At 50.0% G+C, this 26534-nt stretch carries 26 protein-coding genes and 2 pseudogenes; 23 read left to right on the top strand and 5 right to left on the bottom strand.

The window, feature by feature from the left end:
* Positions 1-4: 4 nt before the first annotated feature.
* The 4 genes from B5E67_RS05920 to B5E67_RS05905 are packed head-to-tail and all read right to left on the bottom strand — an operon-like array spanning position 5 to position 2555.
* Entirely contained in the window at positions 5-721 is a 717-nt protein-coding gene (locus tag B5E67_RS05920; RefSeq protein WP_081338398.1) for a hypothetical protein, read from the bottom strand.
* Between the two features lie 25 nt (positions 722-746).
* Positions 747-1553 (bottom strand): hypothetical protein, encoded by an 807-nt coding sequence (locus B5E67_RS05915; RefSeq protein WP_242956804.1) that lies wholly within the window; start codon positions 1551-1553, stop codon positions 747-749.
* A 27-nt stretch (positions 1554-1580) separates the two neighbouring features.
* Complete coding sequence (locus B5E67_RS05910; protein WP_087383880.1) at positions 1581-2090, bottom strand: ImmA/IrrE family metallo-endopeptidase; 510 nt, start codon at positions 2088-2090, stop codon at positions 1581-1583.
* A gap of 45 nt (positions 2091-2135) precedes the next feature.
* Entirely contained in the window at positions 2136-2555 is a 420-nt protein-coding gene (locus B5E67_RS05905; protein ID WP_087383877.1) for a helix-turn-helix transcriptional regulator, read from the bottom strand.
* 204 nt (positions 2556-2759) lie between these two features.
* Between B5E67_RS05905 and B5E67_RS05900 the strand changes: the two genes are divergently transcribed.
* From B5E67_RS05900 to B5E67_RS05850, 10 genes are all read left to right on the top strand, one after another.
* Complete coding sequence (locus B5E67_RS05900; RefSeq protein WP_004611994.1) at positions 2760-3020, top strand: hypothetical protein; 261 nt, start codon at positions 2760-2762, stop codon at positions 3018-3020.
* Positions 3017-3748: an ImmA/IrrE family metallo-endopeptidase gene (locus B5E67_RS05895; RefSeq protein WP_087383872.1), complete on the top strand. Its 732-nt coding sequence runs from the start codon at positions 3017-3019 to the stop codon at positions 3746-3748. Before B5E67_RS05900 ends, B5E67_RS05895 begins: the two co-directional genes overlap by 4 nt.
* A gap of 310 nt (positions 3749-4058) precedes the next feature.
* Positions 4059-4667 (top strand): hypothetical protein, encoded by a 609-nt coding sequence (locus tag B5E67_RS05885; protein WP_143405391.1) that lies wholly within the window; start codon positions 4059-4061, stop codon positions 4665-4667.
* 520 nt (positions 4668-5187) lie between these two features.
* Positions 5188-5430: a DUF6870 family protein gene (locus tag B5E67_RS05880; RefSeq protein ID WP_087383865.1), complete on the top strand. Its 243-nt coding sequence runs from the start codon at positions 5188-5190 to the stop codon at positions 5428-5430.
* Between the two features lie 209 nt (positions 5431-5639).
* The gene (locus B5E67_RS05875; protein WP_087383861.1) at positions 5640-7274 is read left to right on the top strand and encodes a recombinase family protein; all 1635 of its coding nucleotides are present in this window, start codon (positions 5640-5642) and stop codon (positions 7272-7274) included.
* Positions 7275-7289: 15 nt separating this feature from the next.
* Positions 7290-8999 (top strand): recombinase family protein, encoded by a 1710-nt coding sequence (locus tag B5E67_RS05870; protein WP_087383859.1) that lies wholly within the window; start codon positions 7290-7292, stop codon positions 8997-8999.
* Positions 9000-10610, top strand: coding sequence for a recombinase family protein (locus B5E67_RS05865; protein ID WP_087383856.1), 1611 nt, complete (start codon positions 9000-9002; stop codon positions 10608-10610).
* 8 nt (positions 10611-10618) lie between these two features.
* Complete coding sequence (locus tag B5E67_RS05860; RefSeq protein WP_087383853.1) at positions 10619-12511, top strand: recombinase family protein; 1893 nt, start codon at positions 10619-10621, stop codon at positions 12509-12511.
* Positions 12508-12882 (top strand): TnpV protein, encoded by a 375-nt coding sequence (locus B5E67_RS05855; protein WP_087383850.1) that lies wholly within the window; start codon positions 12508-12510, stop codon positions 12880-12882. The genes B5E67_RS05860 and B5E67_RS05855 overlap by 4 nt, the downstream gene beginning before the upstream one ends.
* Positions 12883-12895: 13 nt before the next feature.
* On the top strand, positions 12896-13177 hold the full coding sequence (locus tag B5E67_RS05850) for a DUF6809 family protein (protein WP_087383849.1): 282 nt from the start codon (positions 12896-12898) through the stop codon (positions 13175-13177).
* Positions 13178-13315: 138 nt separating this feature from the next.
* On the opposite strand, the gene B5E67_RS05845 is transcribed toward B5E67_RS05850, so the two are convergent.
* Positions 13316-14323 carry a sugar phosphate isomerase/epimerase gene (locus B5E67_RS05845; RefSeq protein WP_087384103.1) on the bottom strand — a complete coding sequence of 336 codons (1008 nt, stop codon included), beginning with the start codon at positions 14321-14323 and terminating at the stop codon, positions 13316-13318.
* A 118-nt stretch (positions 14324-14441) separates the two neighbouring features.
* On the opposite strand from B5E67_RS05845, the gene B5E67_RS05840 reads away from it, so the two are divergent.
* The 13 genes and pseudogenes from B5E67_RS05840 to B5E67_RS05780 all read left to right on the top strand — a co-directional run bounded on the left by B5E67_RS05840 (position 14442) and on the right by B5E67_RS05780 (position 26212).
* Positions 14442-15029: a TetR/AcrR family transcriptional regulator gene (locus B5E67_RS05840; RefSeq protein WP_087383846.1), complete on the top strand. Its 588-nt coding sequence runs from the start codon at positions 14442-14444 to the stop codon at positions 15027-15029.
* 66 nt (positions 15030-15095) lie between these two features.
* Positions 15096-15404, top strand: coding sequence for a DUF3847 domain-containing protein (locus B5E67_RS05835; protein ID WP_087383843.1), 309 nt, complete (start codon positions 15096-15098; stop codon positions 15402-15404).
* 309 nt (positions 15405-15713) lie between these two features.
* Positions 15714-16040, top strand: coding sequence for a DUF3784 domain-containing protein (locus tag B5E67_RS05830; RefSeq protein ID WP_087383840.1), 327 nt, complete (start codon positions 15714-15716; stop codon positions 16038-16040).
* Positions 16041-16190: 150 nt separating this feature from the next.
* Positions 16191-17762: pseudogene (gene mobQ, locus B5E67_RS16030) on the top strand (MobQ family relaxase).
* Positions 17763-18313: 551 nt separating this feature from the next.
* Complete coding sequence (locus B5E67_RS05820) at positions 18314-19312, top strand: DUF5677 domain-containing protein (protein WP_087383837.1); 999 nt, start codon at positions 18314-18316, stop codon at positions 19310-19312.
* A 257-nt stretch (positions 19313-19569) separates the two neighbouring features.
* On the top strand, positions 19570-19659 hold the full coding sequence (locus B5E67_RS15830; RefSeq protein WP_242956814.1) for a hypothetical protein: 90 nt from the start codon (positions 19570-19572) through the stop codon (positions 19657-19659).
* A gap of 561 nt (positions 19660-20220) precedes the next feature.
* Positions 20221-20463 carry a hypothetical protein gene (locus B5E67_RS05810; RefSeq protein ID WP_087383834.1) on the top strand — a complete coding sequence of 81 codons (243 nt, stop codon included), beginning with the start codon at positions 20221-20223 and terminating at the stop codon, positions 20461-20463.
* A gap of 4 nt (positions 20464-20467) precedes the next feature.
* On the top strand, positions 20468-20743 hold the full coding sequence (locus B5E67_RS05805) for a hypothetical protein (protein WP_242956802.1): 276 nt from the start codon (positions 20468-20470) through the stop codon (positions 20741-20743).
* A gap of 533 nt (positions 20744-21276) precedes the next feature.
* Positions 21277-23055 carry a reverse transcriptase/maturase family protein gene (locus tag B5E67_RS05800; protein WP_087383831.1) on the top strand — a complete coding sequence of 593 codons (1779 nt, stop codon included), beginning with the start codon at positions 21277-21279 and terminating at the stop codon, positions 23053-23055.
* Between the two features lie 104 nt (positions 23056-23159).
* Positions 23160-24653, top strand: a pseudogene (locus B5E67_RS05795) (helicase C-terminal domain-containing protein); the annotation flags it as partial.
* Entirely contained in the window at positions 24650-25387 is a 738-nt protein-coding gene (locus tag B5E67_RS05790) for a DUF3848 domain-containing protein (protein ID WP_087383828.1), read from the top strand. The pseudogene B5E67_RS05795 and the gene B5E67_RS05790, both read left to right, overlap by 4 nt.
* A complete protein-coding gene (gene mobC, locus B5E67_RS05785) occupies positions 25384-25728 on the top strand; it encodes a plasmid mobilization relaxosome protein MobC (protein WP_087383826.1) in 345 nt (114 codons plus the stop codon). The genes B5E67_RS05790 and mobC overlap by 4 nt, the downstream gene beginning before the upstream one ends.
* A 130-nt stretch (positions 25729-25858) precedes the next feature.
* Positions 25859-26212: a hypothetical protein gene (locus B5E67_RS05780; RefSeq protein WP_087383824.1), complete on the top strand. Its 354-nt coding sequence runs from the start codon at positions 25859-25861 to the stop codon at positions 26210-26212.
* Positions 26213-26534 lie beyond the last annotated feature (322 nt).

Raw genomic sequence — 26534 nt, 5'->3', positions numbered from 1 at the left:
TGTTTCAGTCCTCCTCGTGCTTTTCATCGTCCAATACTTTTTCCAATAAGGCGGTGAGTGTGGCGGCAATCAGCTCATAACTGATCGCATCCGGGTCGTTCTGCATTAAGTAGCTGGCTACTGCCTTAAATGCGGTGGTCTTGTCCACATGAGTTTCATTGTCAAACCGGTCGAGGATTTCCCCAATCAGACGGACAACGGCTTCATCTTCTTCGCTGATGCCCATATTGAGCATAGCCGCCAGTTCATCGTCCTCAGCAAGCGTTTCAAATTTCAGATAGTCGCCGTATTCCTCTGACATAATTTCCTCGAAATAATTGATCATGACATGAAAATGGAATTTGCCGTCTTCCTGTGTGGTAATGCAGCAATAATGCGCCTTTTCCCCGATGTCTTTTAGAAGCGACATATCCTCTGGATCGTCAAACTCAAGCATGGGCAGCGTCAGGTCGATGTGGGCGTCCCAATGCTCAAAGTCAACGACACCATGAATTTTGCCGTGATGACGCTTTGCAAACTCGTCGCATCTTCCCAACAGATACTCGTAGTTTTCCTTATCCTTCGGAACAATCACCTTCGGGATGGCATCCATCTTCTTTGAAAATTCTTCTAAGAAGCCGCCGGGGGCGTTTACCCGGTCAAAAATAGCTTGAGCCAGTGGGTCAGGCTCGTCTTCTTCATAATTACGGTCGAACACAATGTTCTCCATTTTCTCCATCATTTTACTCACTCCCAACTTTAACAAATCAGTGTTGGCGCAAATTGCGGATGACGGCCATAGAAAGTACATTTAAGTATAGATAGCCCAGCTCATGGATGAAGCCCACATCGACCTCAAGGAAGGTGGTTCTTAGCTGGGCGTAGACAAGGCGGAATAAGTCCATCTCCGGCGGGGTATCAAACAGGTTCAGGCTTTGGATGGCCGTTTCTGCTTCTTCCCATGTTTGGGATGCTTCAATCTCTGAGCTGGTCATGATAGCCGTCAAAATTTCACTGACCGCCAGCTTTCCGTCTACCGGTTCGATTTCGCTTTTGAGCTGACGGAGTACATCTGCCTTCTTCTTGAGAGGGACGATTTTGCAGTTATCGTCAAGCTCAATGGCGATGATCTCTGCAATGCACTCCCGCCAAACCGCATATCCGGCGTTGATGATGCCGTCCTCTTGTTTGGTTGGCGCGTAGTCCATGCAGTATTCGTCATAGAAGCTCTTCCCGTCCAGTTCATGGTGGGCGCAGTAGATGTGCGCCAGCTCATGCAGGAAGATGTGGAGCAGTTCAACCGGATGATAGGGTATGTCCGTGCGGAGCAGGATGCCGTCCTTGCCGCCGTTATCCATCCCGATAAAAGAGGATGCCCGAAAGTCAAAATAACCTTCCTCTTGATACCGGTCTTTTAGCCGGTAAGGGAAATACTGAGCGCAGAACTGCTCAAAGATTTCTTCCTGATCGTCGGTCATAAAGCAGGTAAGGATGACATTATCGCGGGAAAAGTCTGCATCCATCTTGTCGTTAAAAATCTCTATGGCACGGGCAAGATAGGAGTCATAGTTCAAATCGTTCGTCGCCTCCCTCTAAGGTCTTCATTTCAGGAAGTCGCTCCTATGTTCAATGCGCCGGAGATCATATCCGCTTTCCGCCAAGTGGGCAATTTTCAAGGCAACCAAATTGATGTCTGTTCCCATTGCCCGTGCAATCTGCTCGGATGTATAGCCGTAATCATAGATGTACTCAAGAATCTCATCGGTGTCGAGCAGGATTTCAGCGGCAACGATGTTCGCCTCATACTCCGGCTTCGTGGTCATGTCATATAACATGAACTCCTGTATTGCACTTCCTTTTGCCAGATTGCGGTGCAACTGGTCATGCCCAAGCTCATGAGCACAGACAATCCGCTGCATCCGTCCGCTCAGGTTTTCGTTTATGAAAATAAATCGGCTGCGCTTGATCACCCGGTACATTCCTTTCAGAGGGCCGAAGTTCTCACAGAACATGACCTCAATGCCAAGCTGCCGTGCTATGCGAAATGGATCTCGTGTCCCGCAGCGTTTCACAAGTCTGCTGCCGACCTTCGAGAGATTTTCAGCATTCATCGTCTCACCTCCCGCTGATGGAGGCATCGCAAACAGCGAAGCACCTTACTGTTTGCTCGTCCCCTTACGGTATTTCTTCGGAGTGTATTTCTTGTTTTTCGCTTTGGCGATCCAGTAAGCATCGTTCAACGCTTTCATCGCGCCATCGAGCGCTTCATCACTGAGGCGTCCACCGGCAAACATACCGGTCACTTCACTGACAAGCTCGTCAATATCTCTGGCTGCTTTGGAGCCGCCCTGTTCATGAGCCGCTACCACCAGCAAGCCATTTTGCCCAAGCAGATACTCTGGCGTGGTATTCAACGCTTTCGCCAACTTTTCCACAATATCAAGCTTTGTGGGTTTGCGAGTGCCAAGCTCATAGTGCTGGATGGTTCTCGGTGTCACAGATACTTTTTCGGCGAGCTGCACTTGCGTAAGGTTCGCTTCCAACCTTTTCTCTTTCAGCTTATCCTTGAAACTCATAAGGCACCTCTTTCTAAAACAATTATGGACACGAACAGAAATTTCGCAAAAGGCATTGACATGAAATATCTGTTCATGTTATGCTGTTATCAACGCGAACGCCCCGTTCGTGATTATGATACCACACGAACAGTGTGTATGTCAACAGGAATACGGAAGCTATGCCCGGTTTTGCGTAACTTTTAGAGCACATGGAGGTAGGCTATGACGAACACACATTGCCGAAAGGCGTATGTCTCGGTCAACTTGGATGTTGACGAAGAAGGAGTATGTCATCCTCGGTTTATCCGTTGGGAAAACGGCCTGATCTTTCAGATTGACCAAATCCTGTACAAATGCCGTGCAGCTTCTAAAAAAGTTGGAGGCGGCGGTATTCGTTATACTGTGATGATCCGTGGGAGGGAATCGTACCTCTTTCAGGAGGGAACAAAATGGTTTGTAGAAGCAAAGGAGGGAGCAAGATGATTTTATCGCACAAAGAGATTGAAGAAATCGCTGCGGCGGTCACAAGAGATTTTAACGAGTTCTTTTTCGGACCCGATACGGATGGGAGGCGATTGCCTCGCGGTACGCCGATTGACCAGTTTGCCCGCGAATATCTCGGCCTGAATGTTTCGTTCGCTTATCTGTCTGAGGACGGAAGCATTTGCGGACTGACCGCTTACACCGATACCGAGTACATCGTAGAGGACAGAGGCTTTCAGCGCAAAATCCCGCTGCACCGAAACGAAGTCCTGATGGACAGGAACTTTATCGAGCCTTCACAGATTCGCAAGCTTTGCGGGAAACGGCGGTTTACACTTGCCCATGAGTGTGCCCATCAAATCCTGTTCCAGATGGAGACAGACAAAATCCGGGAAGCTTGTCGGCGGAAATACTCCGCCCGGACAGCCTATTCGCTCCGGGAGCTAAAGACCCGCGAGGACTGGAATGAATGGCAAGCCAATGTCTTAGGCGCGGCCATCCTGATGCCCCAGCGGGAAATTGATCTTGCCGTTGCGTACTATGCCAGAGGCCGGAAACTCGTCAGCTATGATGGAACCTATGCCTATTGGGATAAGGTTGCCCTTGATATGATCTGCCAGCAGTTCGGCGTTTCCAAGACAGCCGCAGTCATCCGGCTGAGACAGCTCGGCCACTTGGAAACACGGCCATACAGCGAGTACAACGATCCTTTGGAGGTGTGGGCATGAAGAAAAGCATTCGTGTCTCAGAGCCTTCACCGGAGATGCAGGAGAAAATCCGCAGGGCGCGATGCGCCATTGTCAACCAGAAGATGCGCATGGTGAAATGTCCATATTGTGGGCATAACGCTATCGCTGTATTCGAGGATTCCCGTGGTCACATACAGGCCAAGTGCAAAGCCTGTGGCCGGGAAACCGTATTTGATGTGATCAACATGAGACGGTTATACCTCCGCCTTCACAGAAGGTAAGGAGATAACAAATACAATTCAATATTTTATAGCTGTGCTGTGGAGCCGCTGATTGGTGAGTCTTCCTAATGCCGCATGAACAGAGTTTTCTAAGCTCTGTTTTATCGGTATGGGAAGATCAGCTCACCGTCATGCGGCTCTTTTTTAGTCTTGTCCATCCGCTGCTCCGAGCCAGCGGAAAGGACAAGACAATGAAAAGAATCCCCAAAACACCCGTTGAGTTCGACTACGACCTCTGGACTACCGAGGACGGCAAGTGCATGGTGCGCGTGAAGGCCACCGGCGAGACTACGGAGGTTGACCGCGAGGTCATGAAAGCACTCCGCAATGAGGAAAAGAAGCTCCGGCGCTCCTACGATACCGGGGGAGCATCTGACAGCGAAGGCAGCGAGAATGCGCAGCCTTCCACTGTGCTGTCGCTGGACGCTGTGCCGGAAGATGATGTAAAGGCATCCGCATGGCTGGAGTCCCCGGAAAAGATGGAGGAAGACATCATCACCGGCTTGCTCGAACAGGAATTTATCCGCAGCCTGACTAAGCCGCAGCTTGATGTGTACATGAATTGTATGCGCGGCAACATGAGTATGCTGTCGTATGCCAAGCAGAACGGCCTTTCGTTTTCCACTGTCAAAGACACGCGGGATGCGATCAGAAAAAAATTCAAAAAAATTTTTTGAGAGACCCGCTAATTCGCTCAAAAAATGTCCGTTGTAAAGTGAAGGGGTCAATCAAGACCCGCTTCACAGTACCTTGAAAACAGAATATCCAGTGCTGCGGATCTTTCCTCTTTTCTCGAAGCGACTTGCCTTCTGCCGCCAAGACCTTTCTCACGGAAGCGAGCGATCAACAGAGAGGCTAAACTGCCGTGTGGTGCGGCTGTTCGCGATGATGGAGAAGTTGGGTATAATGATACTTCCGTCCCCGGATTGCCGGGGGCGGCTCGGAGCGTTCCTCGGAGGGGTGAGAGTCCCATGATACCGATTAACCGTTGGTAGTCCGTAGCATTCCCGGAGCCGCAAGGCTCTTCTGGCAGGGGTGCGAGCTGCAAATATGCCGGAACACGAAACAAACCAATTAGCTACATTCAGCATACAAGTTTTCAGGATGAAAACTATGTGGCGGAGTGTCCCTAACCGGCGCTCCGCCATATCCTTTTGTCCTGAATACAATTCACATCATCAGGGAGGTGTTTGTAATATGATGAGCGTAGAAGCCTTGAGAAGCGTCAACCCGAAGACGGTTGACCGCAGTACCCTTGTCCAGCGGGACAGCATCCGGCTTGAGCCTGCGGCTGCGCAGGATGACCGGCTGCGGGATTTTATCCGACAGATCAGAAACCCGTATTGCTATCTGGACGGGAAGACCGTCGTGAAGATTAGCTTCTCGAAGACAGACACCACCTTGGAGGACTGTCTGGAACATTATCTGAGAGGACTTTGATTATGAACAAACTGAATCTTTTCGCCCGGTTCTATGGACAAGCGATTGAGCCTGTGATACAATGAAGTCAGGTCAAAAAAGAATACATGGACTAAGCCGCTGCCCTTGAGGGTCATGTGGCTTTATCGTGTTTTCCTCATACAAGAAGCAGAAGCCTTCGTCTTTCTGATTTGATGTATCACACCAAACAGAAAACGGAGGTTATTTTTATGCCCGGAAAAGTTTACCGGACGGCGATTTACTGCCGTCTGTCCCGTGAAGACGGGGACAAAGTTGAAAGCAACTCCATTGCAAGCCAAAGAGCCATTTGCGAGGACTACATTGCGCGGCATGACGATCTGGAAATTGTCTGTGAGCCGTTCGTTGACGATGGTTATAGCGGCGTTTCCTTCAATCGTCCAAACTTCAAGAAGCTCGAAGACGCAATCCGTAAAGGCGCGATTGACTGCATCGTAGTCAAAGACCTCAGCCGCTTTTCGAGAAACTACATCGACGGCGGGCGGTATCTGGAAAAGATATTCCCGCAGCTCGGCATCCGCTTTATCGCGGTCAACGACGCTTACGACAGCCTGACCGGCGATCCGCAGTCGGATTCCTTTGTCATCCCGTTCAAAAACCTCATCAACGACTCCTACTGCAAGGATATTTCTATGAAAATCCGATCCAGCTTGGAGGTCAAGCAAAAGAACGGTGAGTTCGTCGGGGCATTCGCTCCCTATGGCTACAAGAAATCGCCGGATAACAAAAACCAGCTTATCGTCGATGAGGCCGTCAGCGAGTATGTGCAGATGATCTTTGCCATGTACAAGGACGGCTTCTCCATCGGTCGCATTGCCGCAAGGCTGAATCAGATGGGCGTGCTTTCCCCTATGGAGTATAAGCACTCGGCGGGAGTGAAGTTCGATACCGTCTTCAAGACCGGCGACACTGCAAAGTGGACTTACAAGGCTGTCCAGCGCATCCTCACCAATGAGGTATATATCGGTGTCCTTGCCCAAGGCAAGCGCGGTACGCCAAACTACAAGGTGCGCGTTGTGCAGCCGAAAGACGAAACCGAGTGGGTCAAGGTCGAGGGGGCGCACGAAGCGCTTGTTTCCTATGAGGATTTCATGGCCGTCAAGACCATGATGAAGCGGGATATGCGCTGCTCGCCTGATCAGGATGAGGCACACCTGTTTTCCGGCTTCCTGTTCTGCGGAGACTGCCAGCAGTCTATGACACGCAAGACCGTCCCGTCGAAGACAAAGAAATACATCTACTATGTCTGCTCGACGAACAAACATAGCCGGACCTGCAGTCCGCACAGCATCAGCGCAAAAGAGGTTGAGGAAAAGGTGTTCCGTGCCATCCATGACCAGATCGAGCTTGTGGTCAATCTGGAAAAAGCGCTTGAGATGATTGAGAGGCTTCCTTCCCAGAATCGCAAAGCGTTTAACTATGAGGCACAGATTGCGAAGCTCGAAGAAGAGATTGAGCGGTATCAGAAGCTCAAGCTCCGGCTGTATGAAGACCTCTCGGACGGGATCATCGACAAGTCGGAATACTTTGAGTTCCGCAACAGCTACACCAAAATCATTGAGGAAAAGCAGGAAGCCCTTCTCCGCGTGAGGAAAGAAATGAAGCAGTCGGTCACAACCGGGGCTACGGAACGGAATTGGGTAACGCTTTTCAAACAGTATGAAAACATTGAAGAACTGAACCGCCGCGTCCTTATGGCGCTGGTTGACCGCATCCTGATTTATGAGGATCACGCGATAGAGATTGTCTTCAAGTACAAAGACGAGTATCAGCAGACACTTGAATATGTTCTCGGCTATGCCGACGAACTTGCCATTGCCGGATAAAGGAGGGATGAGCGTATGGCACGAAAAAGCAGAAAAATCGCAGCCGCAGAGCCGGTTTGCGAAGCAGCACCGCTGCAAATCTTCCCGACAGCCATTTATGCCCGTCTCTCCGTGGAGAACAGCGGCAAATCTGAAAAGGTGGATGTCATCACCAATCAAATTGAGATATGCAAGTCCTATATCGCAGGGTGTCCTTATCTTGATCTTGTCGATGTCTATGTGGATAACGGACGAACGGGGACGGTTTTCGACAGGCCGGAGTTTAACCGCCTGATGACCGACATCAAGAGCGGCAGGATCAAATGCCTTGTAGTCCGCGATCTCAGCCGTTTTGGCCGTGACTACATAGAAACCGGAACCTACCTTGAGCGCATTTTTCCGCAGATTGGCTTGCGGTTTATTGCCATCAAGGAACACTACGACAACTTCGATACAGACGGCTCAAATGAGAGCCTGATGATCCCACTGCAAAACATGATCAACGCCCTGTACTCGAAGGATATTTCCCGGAAAGTCTCCACCGCCCTGAAAGCACAGATGGAGCAAGGAACCTTCCAGAAGCGCAACCTTCCGTATGGCTACCGGTGGAATGAAGACCATACAAACATGGTCATTGACGAAGAGACAGCGCCGTATGTGCGGCTCATGTTCCAGTGGAAAATCGAGGGCTGGTCAATCCCGATGATCCTTAACGAGCTTGACCGGCTGGGTGCGCCAAATACGGAGCTGCGGAAACGCCAGAACGGAACCCGCAAAGGCGACGGCTGCTCCTGCAAAGGCTGGTACAGTTCAACGCTGTACGGCATCCTGAGCAATCCGCATTATGTGGGTGATACCGTCCTTGGCCGCTCCATGAAGGCGATCTACAAGGGTATCAAATCCCATAATGTCAAGGACAAAGACAAGTGGATTGTGTTCCCGAACACACACGAAGCGCTTATTTCCCGTGAAGAGTTCCAGAAGGTGCAGGACATCCTCCAAGCGGCTTCTGAGGCTCGCCAGACGAGTATGCAGAAAACCGAGGAAATCCGGGCAACGCTCGTAAACCTCTTCGAGGGGAAAATCGTCTGCGCTGATTGCGGGAAGAAGATGTACTTCCACCGCAAACGGATCGACAAGGACAAGCGGAAGCGCTGGTATGCCTTCTATGAATGCAGTACCTCAGTAGGTCGGCGCTATGAGCATTGTACTTCCCATTATACGAGGCAGGACACGCTTGAAGCCAATGTGCTTGCAGCAATCCAGCTTCAAGTCGAAGCAGCGCTTGACTATGACAAGCTGCTGGATAAGCTCAGGGGCAGCGAGGGCGAGAAAAACATCCGCGATCAACAGAATGCTCTCATTACAAGCCTGAATCTGCGGCTCAACGGCGTTTCTAAGAAGCGGACACGCCTCTACGAGGATTATGCCGAGGGGCTTCTGGATGAAACGGAATACTCCTTTGCCAAGAAGAGCTATGACGAACAATACGCTGACCTGTCCCGCCGTCTGGACGAGGCAGTACAGCGCCGGAGCAAGTTCGACGAAGCTATGTCGGTCGATAACAAGTGGATTACCTTGATGAAATCCGTCAGCACAGCAACGCAGCTCTCTCAGGATTTAGTAGACGAGGCTGTTGAATTGGTCAAAGTCCATGAGGGCGGCGCTGTGGAACTGGTCATGAAGTACGGTGACATCTACGAGCTGACCATTCAGAGTATCAAAGAAGTTCAGGAGGCGATGTAAATGAACAAAGACTACACAATCGGCATCTACATCCGCCTCTCTATGGCTGATGAAGATACCGGAAACGGAAGCAAGGCCGAGAGTGACAGCATCGGCAACCAGCGTATGCTCATCAACCGCTACCTTGACAACCATCCGACGCTTTCCAAATATCCGAGGCTTGAGTTCGCGGATGATGGCTATACCGGGACAAATTTTCATCGTCCTCAGTTCTCGGCGATGATGGAGAAAGTCCGGCACGGGGAGATCAACCTGATCTGCGTCAAAGATTTTTCCCGCTTTTCTCGTGATTACATCGAGACGGGCAATTATCTCGAATGCACTTTCCCGTTCATGGGCGTTCGCTTTATCTCCATCAACGACGGCTATGACAGCGACGATTACAAGGGAACAACCGGTGGCCTTGAGGTTGTCATGCGCAGCATCATCTATGCCGCATACAGCAAGGATCTTTCTGTCAAAACGACAACCGCGAAAATCCAGATGATGAAGCAAGGCAAGTATGTGGGCGGCTACGCTCCTTACGGCTATGTGCTTCATCCCGAAATCCGCAACAAGCTCAAGCTTGACCCGGAGGCCGCAGAGGTCGTGCGCAGGGTCTTTAACGAAGCCCTTAAAGGACGGAATACCTCACAGATTGCCCTTGGCCTGAACGATGATAACATCCCTACGCCCGGGCAATATTTCAAAGGCAAACATCCTGACAAGAAAAAGTATAGCCGCATGAGCGAAAAGATAAGCTGGACGGCCTCTATGGTCTACAAGATCCTAACGAGTTATGTTTACACTGGGGCAACGGTCGGCCACAAGCGAAAATCCGGCGGCGTAGGTTCTCGGAAAACTATTTCTCAAAAGAAAGAGGACTGGATCATCGTCGAAGGGATGCACGAAGCGATTGTCAGCAAGGAAGAGTTTGAGCTGGCTCAGGCAGTCATCCGGGGTGGCGAGAAGAATCCCAAAAGGAATCTGCGCTATTATCCCCTCAAAGGTCTTGTGTGCTGCGGAAACTGCAAACGCGCCCTTACCCGGCGAAAGCTCCGAAATGAGGGTGGATATTTCTATCAGTGTACCCACTCAACGCATGACCGCGATACGGATTGCCCGGTTGGTGAAAGATACAGCGAGGCATGGATTGAGGACACTGCTTACAAAGCGATTGGGCAAATGCTCACACTGGTCGAAAAGAAAGCTGTCAAAGAACATGAGATCAGCAAGTGCAGGAAATCTGCCATCACAGAATGCGCGGACACAATTCGCGATTTGCAGAAACAGTCCGAACAGCTCAAGGCAGTGAAGCTCCGGCTGTATGAAAAATACACTTCCGGCAGCATCACAAAGGCTGAATATCTCAAGCGGAAAGCAGAAACAGACACGAAGATGTCTGAGAATGAAGAAGCAATCCGGCAAGGTCATCAGCGGATGCAAGAGCTTGACTCTGAACATCCTTGCTCCGATGAGAGGCTTGATGCGGTGCTCGGCGAATACCAGAAAGGCGCAGGGCTTACATACGAGCTTGCTCATGCCCTGATTTCCGCCATCTATGTTCATGGGCATGACAGCATCGAAATCGTCTGGAAGTTCAAAGACATCTTTGAGGATTCAGAAATCTAATAGGCAGAATGTTACAAGCCGTTCACGGGTGGTTTTCCACCTATGAACGGCTTGTAAAATCTCAAAAATTTTTTAGTTCCTACTTGACACAAGAAGACATGAGCCGGTTTGGCCGAAACTATTTGCAAGTCGGATTCTACACCGAAGTGATGTTCCCGCAGAAGAACGTGCGGTTCATCGCCATCAACAACGGAATCGACAGTCAAAATGCTTCCAGCAATGATTTTGCCCCGTTCCTTAATATCATGAACGAGTGGTATGCCAAGGACACCAGCAACAAAATCCGAGCCATCTTTGACGCTCGAATGAAAGATGGGAAACGCTGCTCCGGCAGCATCCCCTATGGCTACAACCGGGTCAAAGACGATAAGCAGTCGATTGTTGTTGACCCGGAGGCCGCAGAGGTGGTCCGGCACATCTTCCAGCTTGCGAACGAGGGCAAAAGCCCCCGCGCAATTGCTGAAATCCTCTCGGAAGAAAAGGTGCTGATTCCCTCCGCCTATGAGAAGGAGAATCACCCGGAGCAGTACAATGGCCAGCAGTTTGAAGACCCATATATCTGGTCGGTATCGACTGTCAGAACGATTCTCAACCGGCAGGAGTATATCGGACATACGGTTCTTCACAAGTCCACTGTCAAGGATTTCAAAAACCATAAGCGGCAAGAAACGGGGGCGGATGAGCACTATGTATTCCCCAACACCCATGAGCCAATCATTTCGCAGGAGCTTTGGGACAGCGTTCAGAAACGGCGAAAGCGGGTGCAGAGAGCTTCTGCATGGGGTTCACACAGCCACCGGCTGAGCGGTTATCTCTACTGTGCCGACTGCGGCAGAAGAATGACCTTGCAGACCCACTACAGCAAAACGGATGGCTCTGTGCAATACAGCTTCCGCTGCGGCGGCTATTCCAGAATGACAGATTCCTGCACAGCACACGGCATCTCAGCGGGACAGGTGGAAACCCTGATTGCGACCACAATCAAGAGAATAACCCACCGTGTTCTGAACGATGAACAGGCATTTGCCGAGGAGATTCAATCGCGCTGGAATGCCCAGCAGGAGTCGAAGCCACAGCAGAAAAAGTCCGACATAAAGCAGCTGCAAAAGCGATACGGGGAACTGTCTGACCTTGTTCGCAGTCTGTATGAGAACTATGTGTCTGGTATCCTCCCTGAACGCCAGTATCGGCAGCTTATGAAGCAGTATGACGAGGAGCAGGCGGCAATTGAGGTCAAAATCTCAGAATTGGAGGAGCACATTTCTGAGGAAAGTAAGACGCAGCTCAAGATCGACCAGTTCATTGCACTGGTTCACAAGTATCAGGAGAGTGACGAGGTGAGCGACGCTATGTTCCGGGAGATGATTGATAAAATCATCGTGCATGAGGCAGAAGGGGTTGGCAATGCCAGAACACAGCAGGTTGATATTTATTTCAACTACGCCGGACAGATCGACATTGCCTACACCGAGGAAGAACTTGCACAGATGAAGGAGCAGGAGGAACGCGCCCAGGCGGAGCGGATCGCGAAGGAGAAGGCACGCTCCAAAGCCTACCGGGAAAAGCGCAAGGCGCAGAAGATCGCTGAAAACGGCGGCGAAATCGTGAAGAAAAAACTTTGCCCCCACTGCGGCAAAGAGTACGTCCCCGAAAGCAACCGGCAAATTTTCTGCTCCAAAGACTGCCGGAAAGCTGCACAGCAAGCCGAGAAGCAGAAACGGCGGGAAGCCGAGCGTGGGGACCATTACTACCGTCAGCGCACCTGCGCAGTCTGCGGCAAGCTCTATTGGCCCACCCACAGCCAACAGAAGTTCTGCTCTGAGGACTGCCAGAGAATAAACCACAACAAAGTCACCCTGGAATTTTATCACAGGAGAAAAGAACAGGAGGTATCAGCATGAAGCTCAAACCGAACATCCATGAAAACGGCATCGATTACACGCTGTCCGGCGACTGCTATCTGCCGGAGCTGAAGCTGCCGGAAGAAACCTGCCCCATCGGCCACTGGGGCCGGTTACATAGGGAATATCTGAAAACCTACCGTCCTCTCCTTTATAATGAACTGCTTCTGTCCGGCAGGCTGTACACCATTCTGGCCGACCTGGATGAGCAGGCCGCCGAACGGTGCCGCCTGATTGTCCGGCAGATGGCCCAGGCCGAGAGCATCACAGAGGAACTGAAAGCAACTGACCCGGTGAGCTGGGTGCAGGCCATGAACTCTATCCGCAGCCGGGCGGAGGAGATTATCCAGGCTGAGATGATCTATGTATGAGGAGGGCAGGACGATGATTCTGGAAGCGATTTATAACGGAAACTTTTACCCCAGCGAAACGGTTGTTCCGAAGTCTGAAAAATACCGGAACGCACTGAAAGCCTGCGAGAAGATTATGGATCGGCTGGCCGAAAAGCTGAGCAAAGAAGATTACGACCTGGTGGAAGAACTCCAAGATCAGGCTTCCATCGCCCAGGGCGAGGAGAACGAGTGCCACTTTAAGGTTGGTTTTTCAGCAGGGCTGCTGGTGCAGCAGGAGGCGGTGGAGCAGGTCAAAAAGATAAATAACAAATGAAACAGCGGCAGGCGTCCGGTTGGACGATCCTGCCGCTATCACTCAGACAGCAAAAGGCCGGCAGAGTGTGTTTGACACACAAATGCCGGTCTTTTCTATGGGGTGACCCTTTGGCAAAAGGGCAGATGATAGAAGCGTTCAGCGGAATGTTTTGTCCATGTACTGGCCGCTCACCTGAAGGCTCTGGATGGGGTCGCCATTCACCCAGTTCTGGTGGGTCTCCAGCACGATGTTGTCTACCCCGTTTGCCATAGCAATTTCATAGAGGCCTTCAAGATCCATGTTGCCGTTGCCAAGTTCGGTTGCATCCTGGGTCAGGATGGGGGTCATGTAAGGGCCGGCCTGGACATGGCCACGGTCATTCACATGCCATTTCTTCATCCGGGTGCCCAGCTTTTCCATGATGGCTTCTACATTGGCGCCGCCGTCGGCCATCCAGTAGCTGTCAAATTCAAAATTGACATAGGCGGGGTCGGTGTTTTCGATGATGAGATCATAGGCTGTTTGGCTGTCGTTGACATGCTGTAGCTCACAGTTGTGATTGTGATAGAGCAGCTGGATGCCTTCTTTCTGAAGGGCCTGGCCGGCCTCGTTCAGCTGCCGGGCCAGATCCAGCACTTCTTCCTCACTGCTGTAGTCAAAGCGGTACATGCCGGTGATGATGATGGTGTCGGTGCCGTAGCTCTTGGCCAGGTCTGCGACGGCTTTGGGATCTGCCTGGATGCTGCCCAGGTTGCTGTGCAGGCCGGTCACTTCCAGCCCGCTTTCGTTGATCAGAGCATGCCAGTCCAGACTGCCACCGTTGCCCACCGGCATCCCGGCGGCCTGGGTCAGGACCTTGACCACCAGGGCTGTTTTCTGGATCATGAAATCATTCAGCTCGATGCCGTCGTAGCCAGCGGCCTTGATATTCTTCAGCACCTGCAGGGCATTGTCGTAACTGGTGCACAGGGAACCGATCATAATCTGCTGCACCGAGCGTTTGGGCCCGGTATGGACTGTTTCGGTGATAACAGGGTCTCGGTGCGTGTCGATGATATGGTTCACCTTGCTGTTTTTGGATACGGTCCAGATCCCTGCGCCCAGAATAAGGACAAGCAGGATAATTCCCAGGCCGATACCGAATTTGCGAAGTTTAGCTTTCATCTTTTCCTCCATCTCAATGGGTTGAAAAAATGCTTCCGGAAGCTAAAATAATTATAGCAGACAGGCGCGGAACCACAAGCGACAAATCCTTCGATTCTGTCGTTATAAGGAGAAAAGAATGAAAACACAGGGGATTCGTAATACAGGAAGCCGGGATGCCATTCGCAAAGCGATTTTGGAGCTGGCTCAAAATAAACCGGTGCAGAAAATCAGCATCACCGAAATTTGTCAGAAGGCTGGGGTCCACCGCAGCACCTTCTATAAATACTATGGCTGTCAGTCAGACGTAGTGAAAGACATTTTGAACGAGCTGGTCCTTCACACTGCAGACCATGTGATGACCTACCTGCAGGCGGGCAGCAGCATCCGGGCTGCCCTGTGCCACGCGCTGGAATACCTGGAGGAGAACCAGAGGCAGATCGGCCTCCTCCTGAAAGAGTGCGACTACAGCTTTCTCCGTGAGATCAAAATCCAGCTGCCGGATTTTCAGACGAGGATGGTGTCCGCGTTACCTTCTTCCATGTCTCAGAGGGAAAAGCAGGCCTACGCTTCTTTTATCCAGTATGGTACGCTGCATCTGGTGCTGGAATGGTTGCTGGGAGGCTGTACGATATCACCGCAAGAAGAAGTGGATATGATTTTCTCGGTCCTCTCCAAAGTGATGGGGTCACCCCGGCAAAGCCCAGAGAAGATGGATGACAAATAAAACAGCGGCAGGCGTCCGGTTGGACGATCCTGCCGCTTTCATTATTTATAAAGGAGATAGAGACTTATGAATGAAAAACTGGACCGCATGAAAGCCCAAAAAGAAAAGGCCGAACAGAAACTTCGGTACTACCAGCACCAGGAGAAAATGCTGGAGCACAGGATACCGGAGTTGACCCGCAAGGCCCGTACCCATCGCCTCTGTACGCGCGGCGGAATGCTGGAAAGTTTTCTGATCTGCCCGGGAGAGCTGACCGATGACCAAGTGATGGAGCTACTGAAGCTTTCGTTCCATCAGCAGGAGGTTGTGCTGGCCCTGGCAAAGATGATTCACGATTTACAAGAAGCCAGAGGAGATCCAAACCCTTCAGAATGAAGGGCGCAATTATACACCGGTCGAGCCGGTGCGTTGCGCCCTGCCGGGGGCTTCCTGCAGAAAGCGGATGATTTACACAGCTTTTCAATCTGTTCCAATCATCACGGGGAAAGCTACACTTCCCCTGCGCTGGCTTACGCCAGCTACCCCTTTGTGGATTTGCCCCCCGGAAACACATTGCGCTGCAAGCTGTTCCCGTCCAGCAAATTTATAATTCAGCTATTCCAAAAGGGTGCCAATTATAGTATAATAAAATCAAAAGAAAATCAGGATTTTCCAAAACATCCGTTCTAAGAAAGGAGCCTGATTATGAACATATTTAAAATAGTTCTTACGCTTATCATTTCTTTGGGAGCAGTAATATGGGGCGTGAACATTTATAACCAAAAAGGCACTTGGTTTCTTGCTGGCTGGAATACCATGAGGAAAGCAGAAAAAGAAACCTACAATGAAGAAGCGATGTGCCATTTGTTTGGAAGATGTGTTGTCTTTTGCGGAATAGGTGCGTTCCTATTGTTGTACGGCAGCTTTAATTATAATGATGTTATTTTGTGTATTGGACTCGGAATAGTGGCGGTAATGGTCATTTTGTCAATTATAATGCCGAAGATAAATCCTAAAAAATATCGGAAATAACCTTTAATAAAAACTATTCTTAGACCATCTTTTGATTAGCATAACTTGAACTTTCAAAACTGAATACCAATCGTTCTACGACGACACCACCGAGCAGGAAATCAGAAATGGTTTCCTGCTTTTCTTTTTGTCTAGAAGGAGGTGACAGCTATGCCCAACCCACACTTTGACATCACCATCACCCAGCGCAGCAAGGGGCAGTCGGCTGTGGCCGGTGCCGCCTACCAGAGCGGCGAGAAGTTGTTTTCGGAGTACGATCAGAAAACCAAAAACTATTCTGGTAAGCGCGGCATCCTGTATACCGAGATCATGCTGCCCTCCAACGCCCCTTCGGAGTACGCCAACCGGGAAACTCTCTGGAACTCGGTGGAAGCGGCTGAGAAGCAATGGAACGCCCAACTGGCCCGGCGCTTCGTGCTGGCCCTGCCCAAAGAAGTCCCACCGGAACAGTACCCGCAAATGGTCCGGGACTACTGCGAAAAGCAGTTTGTTTCCAAAGGGATGATCGCTGACTTCGCCATCCATGACCCGAATCCACCCGGACACAATGTTCACTGTCATGTGATGCTGACCCTCAGAGCTATGGACGAGCATGGGAGGTGGCTCCCCAAGAGCCGGAAAGTGTATGACCTGGATGAAAACGGCGAACGCATCCGGCTCCCGTCGGGAAACTGGAAAAGCCATAAGGAAAACACCGTTGACTGAAACGACCAGAAGTATGCAGAGATCTGGCGGCAGGGATGGGCCGACACGGTCAACCGTTATCTGGAAGCAGCAGAGCGGCCAGAGCGGCTCGACCTGCGCTCCTATGAGCGGCAGGGCCTGGACGTGATTCCCACCGTCCACATGGGGCCTGCGGTGACCCAGATGGAACGGCGTGGCATTCAGACCAACATCGGCAATCTGAATCGGGATATCAAGGCCGCCAACCAGATGCTGTCCGCCATCCGCAAAACCATTCGGGGCCTGCTGGATTGGATTGAGGAACTGATCCAGGCAGAGAAAGAGCTGCTGAAAGAGGAAGCAGCTTCCACAGACCTTGGAATCCTCCTCAATGATTACCTGAACCAGCGGAAAACAGAACGAACTGACTGGTCCTGGTCCGGTCAGCAGAAGGGCGACCTGAAGGATTTGAAGGATGTGGCAAGGGCTGTTGCATATCTCCAACAGCATAAGATCTCGACCCTGGAGCAGTTGAACACCGTCCTGTCTAGCGTGAAGCAAAAAGCCAGCCAGGCCAGTACTGGTATGCGAAAGGCCGAAAAGCGGATGAAAGACATTGCCAGAATTCAGAACGCTGTTGCAGTCTGCCGGGAACAGAAGCCCGTCCATGATAAGTACCTGAAGATCGGCTGGAAGAAGCGGCAGGCTGCCTTTGCCGAGAGCCACCAGGAAGAACTGAAAGCCTACAACAAAGCCTATCGCTATTTGAAAGCGCAGCATATTGACCTGAATGTGAATCTGGATGCCCTGGAGGCAGAGTACAGCAAGCTGCAAGCAGATCACGCAGCCTTTGCCCGGCAGTTGGAACAGGTGCAGGCAGAGCTGAAACCGCTGAATGAAACCCGCTACTGGGTCAGTCAGGTTCTGGGAGCGAAACAGGTGGAAGCGGTGGACAAGGCCGAGGGCAAGCAGTCGGTGGTGGAGCAGCTTCATAAGAAAGGAGAGAAGACCAAAACAGGACGGGAGGAAACGTTCAGAGAGACGGCTTGCCAACGTTAGGCAGGAGAAATTTTGACAGCCTCTCCCTACCTCCAGGGGAGACCGAGGTTAGTGGTTGTAGATATTCCAATACAGTTTGGACGTGATGTTTTCATCAGCAGGTTCTTTGTAAAAACTGAAAACCTTATCTTTGAAAATCGTGAAGCGATTTTAAATGAATAGAACTATAAATTGATGGAATAGTGAACAATACTCCGACACTGCCCTCCAATCTCCAGAAAAGGAGCTGAACAAGGTAAATGCCCCCAACAAGCACAGGAGGCGGGGAGTGTAAGTAAATGCCGCAGTTGTGTTCAGCTCCCTGTGATGGTGACGCCGGAGGTGCAGTCGCTGATCGAGGGACACTGTCTGATCTGTTGAAAAAGTTGCCAGCGGTGATGGAACTCTGTCCTGTCGTGGAGTAACCTTGTGGCTACTCCACGGCTTTTTATTTTAGAACATTTTATCTCATAAAGTGGTAGCTTATTGGTAGAAATATGATACACTAGTTAAACAAGCTGATGATTGACTGATATCATTTGTTTGTAAAATAGATAGATTGGAGAATAACAATGGTTGATGATTATTTAAGAACGTTTAAGGGCATGTTTTTCAATGTTGAAGAAAGTGAGCCAGTGAAATGTGCTATTAATCAGGTTGGTGCTGTTTTATCATCTATAATAACCAGGTATGGAGAAATCGAAAACGAAATTTCTTATGGAACTTCCGGGCAAGATGATTTTGTTAACATGGTTATTTGCTTATTTGTTAGAAAAATTATGGAGCAGCTGGATGCAATCAATGTACTTTATTCAGTTGGTCTGTTTACTCAAGCTCAAATCATATTGAGGTCACTGATTGAAAATATCATAAGCATGAAATTCATATTAAAAGAAGATACTAAGAAAAGGGCTGCGGCATATTCATTAGAGCACCATTATCAGGAGATAGAATTAGGAGATGAACTGTTCTCGGAAAACTCAAATTATCGAAATATGCTTCTCGAAAATGGACGAGAAAACCAGTTTAACGATGGCTATAAACAATATAAAAAGAAGAAAGCCGCATTTGAAAGAATAATTAAATCAAAAGAGGTGTTTCAACAAGTAGACAATGATAGAAAAGCAAAATTAAAACAAAAGCAAGGGCACAATAAAAAGAAAAAAATTTATATTCAATGGTATGAAGTCTGTAGCAATGCATCGAGTTTTTATGGGTTAATGAAAGAAGTAGGATATGAACAATATTATCGGGGCATATATGGAGGACTTTCATATGAAACGCACGCATTGAATTCAACAATGGATAAGAGTGTTGACGAAAATGGAATTAGTTTGAAATATATAAGAAATCCCGTGGGGGGGAGTTCTACTTTTTCACTAGCCTGTACGTTTTCTATGGTAGGATTAGTTACTCTATCTGAATATCTTAATGACGGGGAAGAAGAAAAGCAGGAGTTTAGAGAGTTCTTTCGTGTCTTTCAGGAAAACCGAGATATTGTAATTCATAATCTGGATATGATAAAGGATGCGCAAAGTAGCAAGGAAGATCAGGAAAATATAGAATTATAGAAATTCTCAGGCAATCTGACTGTTTTTTACCAGTAGAGGTACTGCCTGCGGCCACAATCTATTTCAAAAAATACAAGATCAGCAAGGATGAAATCATCGCTCAATCCTTGAAAGCGCGATTTGACTATGGACACAACCTGGACAAGATGCAAGGAGGCAAATTGATTTCCTCCTATGAGTACGACTACAGACTGTTGATGCGCTGAACAAAGGGCAAGTGTGCCTTTTTCATTGCTATCCACACAGACTGCCAGCACATTCATAACCACATCTACTACAACTCCACTTCGATGGATTGCTTCCATAAGTTTCGGGATCTCATCGGCTCGGCTCGGGCGGTGCGGTAGCTTTCTGACTGGGTATGTTTGGAAAATGACCTGCTTATGATCAACAGCCCAAGGATCTATAGGAAGAACTGTTTTCTTCACTATGATGGACTAGAGTTGGAGCACTAGTTCTCCTACAAGGAGCGACTGCGGGCGGCTATTTGCAATGACCTGCCAGAATATAAATATTTGTAATTATTCAAGATAAAATCAAACTTACTTTATTAAGGATAAGGAGCATTTAGATTACATAACCCAAATATGACAAAAAGGCACCTGACTCTTTTGGAGAGAAGGTGCCTTTTTGTTTGAACTTTTTAAAGGGGGAATGAAGACATGGAGCAAGAAACACGGACTTTGACCACAGGGCAAACGACCCCAGCAAGCACTTTCATTGTGAAGATTGAAATACCACCTATGTGGTAGGATTCACTTCAACCAGACTGCAAAAGACGCTTTGGAGGGCAAAATGAAGCTTTGATGTTGGATGATATTAAAACCGCCAATTTTTGAGACAAAAACTCGGAAGATATTCCTTCTGAATATTTTGACAACGTTTTCCCTAAGGGAAGGAGGAATAGAATGAACGATATCGAACGCAACGGCGCTACCGCCGTCAATACACTGGATTGTCAAGCCGCCATCACGGGCGGCTCTTTTTCTATGAAAATCGGAAAGACCCGGTTCATTGTGCGTATTCTAACAGCAGAAAACAACGGAAAAACGCTGGAAACTGCACTTCGTGAAGCCTGTGCGCGGGACATTCTCAACGAAGCCAGACACTCCAATTTGGATCATTTAGAAAAAATGCGGAAAACCTCTTGACAACTTGCTTCCCGAAGGCACCGGCTACCGGGCGCGTACCCGCTTTGCAAAGTTCTTCAACCTGCCGGAACTGATGAATATGTTCAAGGAAGTCGCTGACATCAAAACTTCGGACCAGCTTCACCTGCCGGTGCCGGAGGCTAAGTTTGAGACGGTGGTGGTGAAGCCCTCTGAGATTCAGAAAGGAATGGTGGCCGAGCTTTCCAAGCGAGCCGCCGCCGTTCACGTCGGCAATGTGGACCCGTCCGAGGACAATATGCTGAAAATCGTGCGCTGCTAAGCGCAAAAGTGTATTTCCCCTACAGGGGACATTATTAAAAGTAAATGATGGGAACAACCAACCTACCTGGCGAGGAAACTCAAAGGGGACAATCGCATGTTGGCAAAGCGGATAAGGGACTAGCCGCAAGGTCTCGACGCTCCGCAAGTTCCGTGTTCTATGGTTAAAGCTAAACTGCCTGAACCTCAGTTCCGACTTGGTGCAAAGCATCGCCCACCGGAAAGCGACTGATACCGGTGTCACTGTATGCTCGCTGTTGTTGATTTTGGGTGAGTAACTTTTTGCAGTGAAAGAGCCTGCAATGGGCAGGAATAAAGGAACGAACGAGGAACCTAAGGAACACTCGACACGTACACTTTTGACGAATGGCAGGATGGCCTAAAGGGGGCGACCCCCATGGTCACGGAGCCGTCATAGTAGTCTGAGAACCCTGAAATAACAGGGATGGCCGTAAAATCGGAAGCGGGAAAGCCGCTCACATGGCGAAGGACGGCAGGTAATTTCGATTTGTTAGAAAGGAGTAGGTGCGTGAGATGCGTACAGCCCAAACTGTTTTAACAGTCATTCAAGAACGTGGAAAACAGCATAAACCCATCGAAAGAGTTTATAAGCTCTTATTCAACCGCGATCTTTATCTGAACGCCTATGCAAAGTTATACCCGAATAACGGCGCAATGACAAAAGGCGTCACCGAAGAAACAGTTGATGGTATGTCAATCCAGAAAATTGACAGGATGATTGAGCTTCTCAGAGAAGAAAAGTATCAGTGGAAACCAGCAAGGCGTGAATATATCCCAAAGAAAAACGGGAAAAAGCGTCCCCTGGGCATTCCAACATGGGGAGATAAGCTGTTGCAGGAAGTAATGCGCGAGATTCTGGAAGCGTACTATGAACCGCAATTCAGCACACATTCTCATGGATTACGGCCCAACAGGGGATGTCATACGGCCTTGCAGGAAATTCAAGTATGGAAAGGAACACGCTGGTTTATCGAAGGGGATATTTCCAAATACTTCGACACAATAGACCATGCTGTTCTGCTGAAAATACTTGAGAGAAATATCCATGACGGCAGATTTATCCGGCTGGTAGCGAACATGCTGAAAGCCGGGTACCTGGAGGACTGGAAGTTTAATCAGACAATCAGTGGAACTCCGCAGGGCGGCGTTATCAGTCCACTTCTGGCGAATATTTACCTCAATGAGTTTGACCAGTGGATTGAGAAAGTCCTGATTCCCAACAACACACGGGGAAAGCGGCAAAAGGCAAATCCTGTGTATAGTCGGATGAACGCTGAAATCAGCAAGGCGAGAAAGAACAGCGATATTCAAACTGCCCACAGACTTAAAGTTGAGCGACGAAATATTCCAGCGGTTGATCCGTATGACGAAAACTATCGCAGATGCAGATATGTCCGCTATGCGGATGATTTTCTCATTGGATTTACAGGCTCCAAAGCGGATGCTGAGGAAATCAAGGCGGCAATGCACGATTTTCTCGAAAAGGAGCTTCATCTGGAATTGTCGCAGGAAAAGACCTTAATTACCAATGCGAGTAGCCAGGCTGCCAAGTTCCTTGGTTATGAAATAAAGGCGCAAAGGGTGAATGATTATCTTGACCCCAAAGGCCGCAGAGGAGCCAATGGTGCGATCGCATTGTTTGTTCCGGCAAGGGTGATTGAGGATAGATGCAGGTCGTTCAAGCGAAATGGAAAAGTGACACACAGAAATGCGTTGCTTCACGATGATGATTTCTCTATCGTTCAAAGGTTTCAGCAGGAATATAGAGGACTGGTACAGTATTATGTTCTGGCCCAAAATCTATCTTGGTTTTCCAAACTCTACTGGATCATGGAAACCTCTCTGCTGAAAACATTGGCTTGTAAACATCGTTCATCCATCAAAAAGCAAAAGGCAAAGTATAAAACTACAACCACAAGCACAAGCGGAAAAACAGTCCCCTGTCTGCAAGTGGTTGTGGAGCGCCCCGGCAAAAAGCCATTGGTAGCTACCTGGGGAGGAATTTCACTGGCCCATAAACGCAAAGCCGTCATAGAGGACAAGCCCTACAAGGTATATGGAGGGCGCACAGAACTCATCAAGCGGTTGACAGCAGATACTTGTGAGTTGTGTGGGAGCAGAAAAGATATCGAAGTGCATCATATCCGCAAGCTGGCGGATTTAAAGACCAAAGGCAAGTCCGCGCCGCCGGTCTGGGTTCAGATTATGGCTGCGCGGCAAAGAAAAACGCTGGTGGTATGTCGGGAATGCCACACAGCTATCCACAATGGAACATTAAATACACGTTCTTGAAATGAAATTACTGGGGAGCCGGATGATGCGAAAGTATCAAGTCCGGTTCCGAGGGGGGATAACGGAAAAGGGGCACTTGCTACCTCGCCGGTATCCTACCCGACACCAGCGATGGCCGCAAGCTGGGGCTGGACCAGCGGATCATCAACCAGCTGCTGCCGGACGAACCCGGCACCAAGGTCAACCGGTGCGTGGACAACATCATGCAGATCTGGCAGGATGGCCAGGCCGACAAGCTGACTCAGCTGGTGTTCTGTGATATCTCGACGCCCCAGGCAGCCCCGTCCAAAAAGGCAGCCAAGGCGGTGGACAATCCTGTCCTTCATTCGCTGGAGCAGGCAGTGCCGCTGGCTGAGGCAAAGCCGGCCTTTACGGTCTATGAGGATATCCGGCAAAAGCTGATCGCCCGCGGGATGCCCGCTGAACAGATTGCCTTTATTCACGATGCCAACACCGAGGTGCGGAAAAAGAAACTGTTCGCCAAGGTGCGCACCGGGCAGGTGCGTGTCCTGCTGGGAAGTACCGCCAAGATGGGAGCCGGAACCAACGTACAAGACCGGCTGGTGGCTCTGCATGACCTGGATTGCCCGTGGCGTCCGGGAGACCTTGCCCAGCGCAAGGGCCGTATCGAACGTCAGGGCAACAAGAATCCGCTTGTCCATGTGTACCGCTATGTGACAGAGGGAACCTTTGACGCTTACCTCTGGCAGACGGTGGAGAACAAGCAGAAGTTCATCAGCCAGATCATGAGCAGTAAAAGCCCGGTGCGCTCCTGCGATGATGTGGATGAAACGGCACTCTCCTTTGCGGAGATCAAGGCCCTGTGTGCCGGTGATCCCCGGATCAAAGAACGGATGGACCTGGATGTGGAGGTTTCCAAGCTCAAGCTGATGAAGGCCGATCACAAGAGCAAGCAGTATCGGCTGGAAGATCAGCTGCTGAAATTCTATCCCCAGGAGATTGAAAAGCACAAGGGATTCATTCAGGGATTTGAGGCAGATATGGAAACGCTGGCCGCTCACCCTCACCCGAAGGATGGGTTTGCCGGGATGGAAATTCGGGGCACTGTGCTGGATGACAAGGAGAAGGCGGGCGCTGCTCTGTTGGATTTCTGCAAGGAGCTGAAGGGCACCGACCCGGTGCAGCTCGGCAGCTACCGGGGCTTTGCCATGTCGGCAGCGTTTGATGCGTGGAAGCAGGAAGTTACCCTGATGCTGAAAGGCCAAATGACCCATCGGGTAAGTCTTGGAACCGACCCCCGCGGCAATCTTACCCGTATCGACAACGCACTTGCCCAGATGCCCTATCGTCTGGAAGCGACCCAAGCGAAGCTGGACAATTTGTATCAGCAGCAGGCCGCAGCCAAGGAGGAAGCGGGAAAGGTTTTCCCCTATGAGGATGACCTGCGGGTCAAATCGGCCCGCCTTGTGGAACTGGATACTGCCCTGAATCTGGATGGCAAGGGGCAGCCCCAGCCCGAACAGGTAATGGCCAAGAGTGCCCGTCCTTCGGTGCTGGCCGAACTGAAAGCCACTGCTGCCAGCAAGCCCTCTGTCACCAAACCCAAAACCCATGAAAAGGAGGCGGATGTCCGATGACCAACGAAGAACTGAACACAGCCCTCTACAAGAAGATGTTTACCGAGCAGGAGAAGTTCGAGGACTGGCTGCTGTCCCAGTCTCCTCGGGAGATCCTGAATCATGCCTATGAATATACGATGCGGGAAGATATCCTGCTTTCGTTGGAGTACAACGACCTGACCAGCGACCAGGCTGCTGCCCTGCTGGCCTCTCCCTCGCCGCTGGATGATCTCTACCATCAGTATGAGAAGATGGAAACCAGCCACATGGAGGAAATCTGGTCTTGCTTTGAAAACAGGGCAGAACAGGTGAAAGCTGCCAAGGCAGAGCAGGAGAAACGTCTCAATATCTCCTGCAAGGAAGCCGTTGAAGCGGCGATTGGCGCTCAATATAAGGAAAACCGGCTGGACGCCAAAGCAGCGGCGCAGGAAATCCTGGACCAGTTTGGAGCTGAGCGGGTTCAGACTGTCCTTGCTGCGACGGTACAGGACAAGGACTGGGATGTCCGGTTCTCCTGCGAGAACAAAGCATGGGCGCAGACGGTGCCCATGCCGGAGGGCAGCGAGGATGGAAACCGGCGCTCCCACTGGGTGGTGGACAGCCATCCCGGACTCGTCAATTTGTTTGTGGATCAGGTCCGGGACCTGGTTCGGGAACGGGAAAAGCCGTCGGTGATCCAGCAGCTGCGGCAGGAGCCTGCCGCCGGTAAGACCAAGGCGGCGCCTCCCAAGAAGTGGGAGCCGGAAAGATGACTGCCCCCAAGCGGAAAAGGAATATCCAGCTCAATTTCCGGGTGACAGCCGAGGAGCTGAAACAGATTGAGGAAAAGATGGGGCAGCTGGGTGTTTTCAACCGGGAAGCTTATCTGCGGAAGATGGCTTTGGACGGGTATGCAGTTAAACTCGATCTGCCGGAGCTGAAAGAATTGCTTTCTCTCCTGCGGCGCAGCAGCAACAACCTCAATCAACTTGTCCGAAGGGTCAATTCCACCGGCCGCGTCTATCAGGAAGATTTAGCTGACCTCTCCAGGCGTCAGGAGGAGATTTGGGAAGGAGTGCATACGATCCTGACACAGCTGGCAAATATCTCATAAGAAAAAGGGGAGAGGCGGTGCGTCTGCATCGTCTCTCCCTATTTTTCTTTTATCCGCTTCTTGCAATCTGGGCAAGGATGGACGATAATAAAATACGACAGTCAATACAATTCTGTAATGGAGTCATCCTATGAAGAAACATGGACATTATTGCAAGGTTTGCGGAGAATATAAGGCAAACGAAAAATTCACTGACAGGGGCCATGCTGCCCATATCTGTAAAGCCTGCGCTTCTCTGCCGCCTGAAAAGCAGTCCGAGATGATGACCATAAACCGGCTGCTGAATCTGCCGTGGCGGTTATCCAGAGATCAGATATCTTGGCTTAGAAACAGGACCAAAGACCGCCGTCCAGAAGTGCGTGCTCTTGCTCAGCATGTGTATGAAATGCATTTTCCGCCGAGAGAAATGTTTGTAGATGAGGATGATGGAGAGGATGAGGAGCTGGACTTTCTGGATGATCTGCTTGATGAAGAATTAGAATAACCTATATTACCGGGATGGCTTTCTCTGAAAAGAGGGCCATCTCTTTTTAGTTAAAAATCAATTTTGACATCCTTGCCTTTTGAGCATGAATTTGGGACAATCAATACAGAAAACAACGAAGGAGGCTCTGAAAATGACTGCTCTGTTCTCTATCTTCAAACTTCTGCTGAAAATTGCAGCAGCCCCTGTCGTAGCCATTCTGGCCCTAGGGTGTATCTGAAAACTCAAAAACGCCCAAAAAAGTGTTAAAAAGACAAGAAAAAGACATAAAAGGATTCTATCATAGGCAGTGCAAGGAAGTGATAGCATGACGATTCATCGT

It is taken from the genome of Faecalibacterium sp. An122 (assembly GCF_002160895.1).
Lineage (GTDB): Bacteria > Bacillota > Clostridia > Oscillospirales > Ruminococcaceae > Faecalibacterium.
Note: the sequence above shows the minus strand (reverse complement) of the source record. Positions and strands in the feature narration are given on the sequence as shown.

Bases quoted from the DNA above. Each gene is read 5' to 3' on its own strand.
- B5E67_RS05905 (WP_087383877.1), bottom strand. From the start codon at position 2,555: ATGAGTTTCAAGGATAAGCTGAAAGAGAAAAGGTTGGAAGCGAACCTT.
- B5E67_RS05860 (WP_087383853.1), top strand. From the start codon at position 10,619: ATGTTACAAGCCGTTCACGGGTGGTTTTCCACCTATGAACGGCTTGTA.
- B5E67_RS05895 (WP_087383872.1), top strand. From the start codon at position 3,017: ATGATTTTATCGCACAAAGAGATTGAAGAAATCGCTGCGGCGGTCACA.
- B5E67_RS05820 (WP_087383837.1), top strand. From the start codon at position 18,314: ATGGTTGATGATTATTTAAGAACGTTTAAGGGCATGTTTTTCAATGTT.
- B5E67_RS05830 (WP_087383840.1), top strand. From the start codon at position 15,714: ATGAACATATTTAAAATAGTTCTTACGCTTATCATTTCTTTGGGAGCA.
- B5E67_RS05900 (WP_004611994.1), top strand. From the start codon at position 2,760: ATGACGAACACACATTGCCGAAAGGCGTATGTCTCGGTCAACTTGGAT.
- B5E67_RS05855 (WP_087383850.1), top strand. From the start codon at position 12,508: ATGAAGCTCAAACCGAACATCCATGAAAACGGCATCGATTACACGCTG.
- B5E67_RS05875 (WP_087383861.1), top strand. From the start codon at position 5,640: ATGCCCGGAAAAGTTTACCGGACGGCGATTTACTGCCGTCTGTCCCGT.
- mobC (WP_087383826.1), top strand. From the start codon at position 25,384: ATGACTGCCCCCAAGCGGAAAAGGAATATCCAGCTCAATTTCCGGGTG.
- B5E67_RS05870 (WP_087383859.1), top strand. From the start codon at position 7,290: ATGGCACGAAAAAGCAGAAAAATCGCAGCCGCAGAGCCGGTTTGCGAA.
- B5E67_RS05920 (WP_081338398.1), bottom strand. From the start codon at position 721: ATGATGGAGAAAATGGAGAACATTGTGTTCGACCGTAATTATGAAGAA.
- B5E67_RS05840 (WP_087383846.1), top strand. From the start codon at position 14,442: ATGAAAACACAGGGGATTCGTAATACAGGAAGCCGGGATGCCATTCGC.
- B5E67_RS05865 (WP_087383856.1), top strand. From the start codon at position 9,000: ATGAACAAAGACTACACAATCGGCATCTACATCCGCCTCTCTATGGCT.
- B5E67_RS05850 (WP_087383849.1), top strand. From the start codon at position 12,896: ATGATTCTGGAAGCGATTTATAACGGAAACTTTTACCCCAGCGAAACG.
- B5E67_RS05910 (WP_087383880.1), bottom strand. From the start codon at position 2,090: ATGAATGCTGAAAATCTCTCGAAGGTCGGCAGCAGACTTGTGAAACGC.
- B5E67_RS05885 (WP_143405391.1), top strand. From the start codon at position 4,059: ATGCCGCATGAACAGAGTTTTCTAAGCTCTGTTTTATCGGTATGGGAA.
- B5E67_RS05845 (WP_087384103.1), bottom strand. From the start codon at position 14,323: ATGAAAGCTAAACTTCGCAAATTCGGTATCGGCCTGGGAATTATCCTG.
- B5E67_RS05780 (WP_087383824.1), top strand. From the start codon at position 25,859: ATGAAGAAACATGGACATTATTGCAAGGTTTGCGGAGAATATAAGGCA.
- B5E67_RS05835 (WP_087383843.1), top strand. From the start codon at position 15,096: ATGAATGAAAAACTGGACCGCATGAAAGCCCAAAAAGAAAAGGCCGAA.
- B5E67_RS05880 (WP_087383865.1), top strand. From the start codon at position 5,188: ATGATGAGCGTAGAAGCCTTGAGAAGCGTCAACCCGAAGACGGTTGAC.
- B5E67_RS05790 (WP_087383828.1), top strand. From the start codon at position 24,650: ATGACCAACGAAGAACTGAACACAGCCCTCTACAAGAAGATGTTTACC.
- B5E67_RS05810 (WP_087383834.1), top strand. From the start codon at position 20,221: ATGAACGATATCGAACGCAACGGCGCTACCGCCGTCAATACACTGGAT.
- B5E67_RS05800 (WP_087383831.1), top strand. From the start codon at position 21,277: ATGCGTACAGCCCAAACTGTTTTAACAGTCATTCAAGAACGTGGAAAA.